This window comes from Nodularia sp. UHCC 0506 (genome assembly GCF_034931045.1).
Classification (GTDB): Bacteria; Cyanobacteriota; Cyanobacteriia; order Cyanobacteriales; family Nostocaceae; genus Nodularia.
This window is the reverse complement of sequence record NZ_JAYGHH010000032.1, coordinates 2,655-4,895: the sequence shown is the minus strand read 5'-3', so window position 1 is coordinate 4,895 and position 2,241 is coordinate 2,655. Positions and strand designations below refer to the sequence as shown.

The window sequence follows — 2,241 nt, the reverse complement described above, 5'->3', positions numbered from 1 at the left end:
TGAGTTTTCTTTTGATTTTTCCTCCTTCTCTTCTCTTTGCGCCTCTACGCCTCTGCGCGAAACATCCTCCCCCGACAAATCAAAAGTCACCGTCACACTAGCCTCAATCGAAGCCCGTCCCCTAGAAGTTTGATTATTATTTACCAAATCCGGTAATCTATCCGCCCGCATTCCCTTAGAACTAGAAAGTCCCAAACAAAACAGCAAAGCATCGAGAATATTAGATTTACCGGAACCATTCGGCCCAGAAATGACAGTAAACCCCGGTAGTAGAGGGACTGAGGTAGTACCACCGAAGGATTTGAAGTTGGTAAGTTCCACGCGCTTAACGTGTACCATAGGCGCTGTTTATCTGGGCTGATGGCTAATGAAGAACAAGTGTATCAATTAATTAGGGTTTCGCAACAGTGTAGAAGAATTTTATCGAACCGCAGAGGCGCAGAGGACGCGGAGAAAGTCATAATAGAGAAAGGACTTCGACAGGACTGTTTTCTAATGTATCAAACTGATCCGCCCCTTTCTCCCGAAGAAGTTTTACCCACAATGTATGATCTCGTGAGTGAAGATCCAAAGGAACCTGGTTTGCCTGATCATTTTCATTTATTACAACCGCGTTTGTTAGACGAAAGTTTTAACTCGCCTAGTTATCCTAGCGACAAGATATTTACTGCTAGTGATATGAATCTTTATTATGACCCCCATCATCCGACATGGTACAAAAGACCAGATTGGTTTGTGGCTGTGGATGTTTCGCCGCTATATAAAAATGGTGATTTACGTCTGAGTTATGTGGTTTGGCAAGAGGGAATTAGTCCGTTTATTATTGTGGAATTACTCTCACCTGGAACTGAAAAGGAAGATTTAGGACAGACTTTGCGAGATGTGGCAAAACCGCCGACAAAATGGGAAGTTTATGAAAAGATTTTAAGGATTCCTTATTATGCTATTTTTGACCGTTATAAATATGAATTTAAAATGTTTAAATTAGATGGCGGTCGTTATGCGGAAGTTATTTTATCAGATTCCCGTTTTTGGATTCCAGAAATAGAGTTAGGTCTGGGTGTTTGGGAAGGAAGTTATCATAATATTCAGCAGCCTTGGTTGCGTTGGTATGATAGTACAGGTAATTGGGTTTTGACTCCCACGGAAGCGGAAAGGGAACGCACAGAACAGGAAAGGCGGCAAAAAGAACGGTTGATTGAACAATTGCGAGCTTTGGGTGTAGAACCTGATTTAGAGTAATGATGATTAGTTATTGTTTCTGATTTTTCTTCTCTTTGTGTACTTTGCGTACTTGGCGGTTCGTTTAAAAAAATGACTTTTATAAATGCGAGAGGATCAGATCCCCGACTTCTTGAAGAAGTCGGGGATCTTTGAGTTCTTATTTAAAAGTGATATCAGGTACTTTTAAGCTTGCTAATTTGCTTCCTAGCTTTTTGATAAGATGTTTCATCCCCTGATTTTTTAGATAAATTTGCAGCAGTTTCAAAATCATCAATTGCATCCTGTTTATATCCTAATGCAGAGCGAGCAATCCCCCGATTCTGGTAAGCTTTAGCAAAATAGGAGTTAATGTTGATAGCTTGGGTATAATCTCATCAATTGCACTCTGGATATCTCCCAATTTATGACGACAAGTACCCCGTCCATTGTAAGCATCAGCATTGTTCGGTTTTAGTCGTAACGCTTGATTACAATGAGCGATCCCACTTTCATAATTTTCTCTATTAAAGCATTTTTCAGCCAACTGGATATATTCATCAACTTTGGAAGATATCAAATCATCTAAATAGCCATGTAAAGCGCCAGCATAAAGCAATTCATTTATTCTCACTGAAGCTTTACCACCAGTCACAGTAATCATATCAGTTGGTAAAAAACCCGCTAGAATAAGATTATATTCAGGCTGTGCTTCGCTCACTTCCTCTTGAATTAAAATACAAACCAGAACAGTATTTTTTTCAATTTCATCTTGACTAATAAACCATTGAATTTGATCAAAATTGCCATGACGAGCTTTAACCTGAATACCAACAGATGAGTCAGAAGTTAAGGTGAAATCAACTTTTCCATCTCCACCCTTGCGTTTTTTATAGTCAACCTCAGTTACAAATTCATCTAAACGGGTTTTGACAACTTCCTCACCCAGCTTTCCCTTCATGTTGTTGATGAAGTCGTTTTTCGGGTCATTGGATCTAAACTTTGTGATCATTTCCCAGCAAAAATCCCGTAATTGCTTTA

Annotated in this window: 3 protein-coding genes; 1 reads left to right on the top strand and 2 read right to left on the bottom strand. The window is 39.4% G+C overall.

Features of this window, described 5'->3' with window-relative positions:
• A partial coding sequence (locus tag VB654_RS16740) for an AAA family ATPase (RefSeq protein WP_323214943.1) occupies nt 1-339 on the bottom strand: 339 nt, incomplete at its 3' end.
• Nucleotides 340-495: 156 nt separating this feature from the next.
• Here VB654_RS16740 and VB654_RS16735 point away from each other — a divergent pair.
• Nucleotides 496-1,242 (top strand): Uma2 family endonuclease, encoded by a 747-nt coding sequence (locus VB654_RS16735; RefSeq protein ID WP_323214942.1) that lies wholly within the window; start codon nt 496-498, stop codon nt 1,240-1,242.
• 274 nt (nt 1,243-1,516) lie between these two features.
• On the opposite strand, the gene VB654_RS16730 is transcribed toward VB654_RS16735, so the two are convergent.
• On the bottom strand, nt 1,517-2,241 hold a 725-nt coding region (locus VB654_RS16730; RefSeq protein ID WP_323214940.1), incomplete at its 5' end, for a tetratricopeptide repeat protein.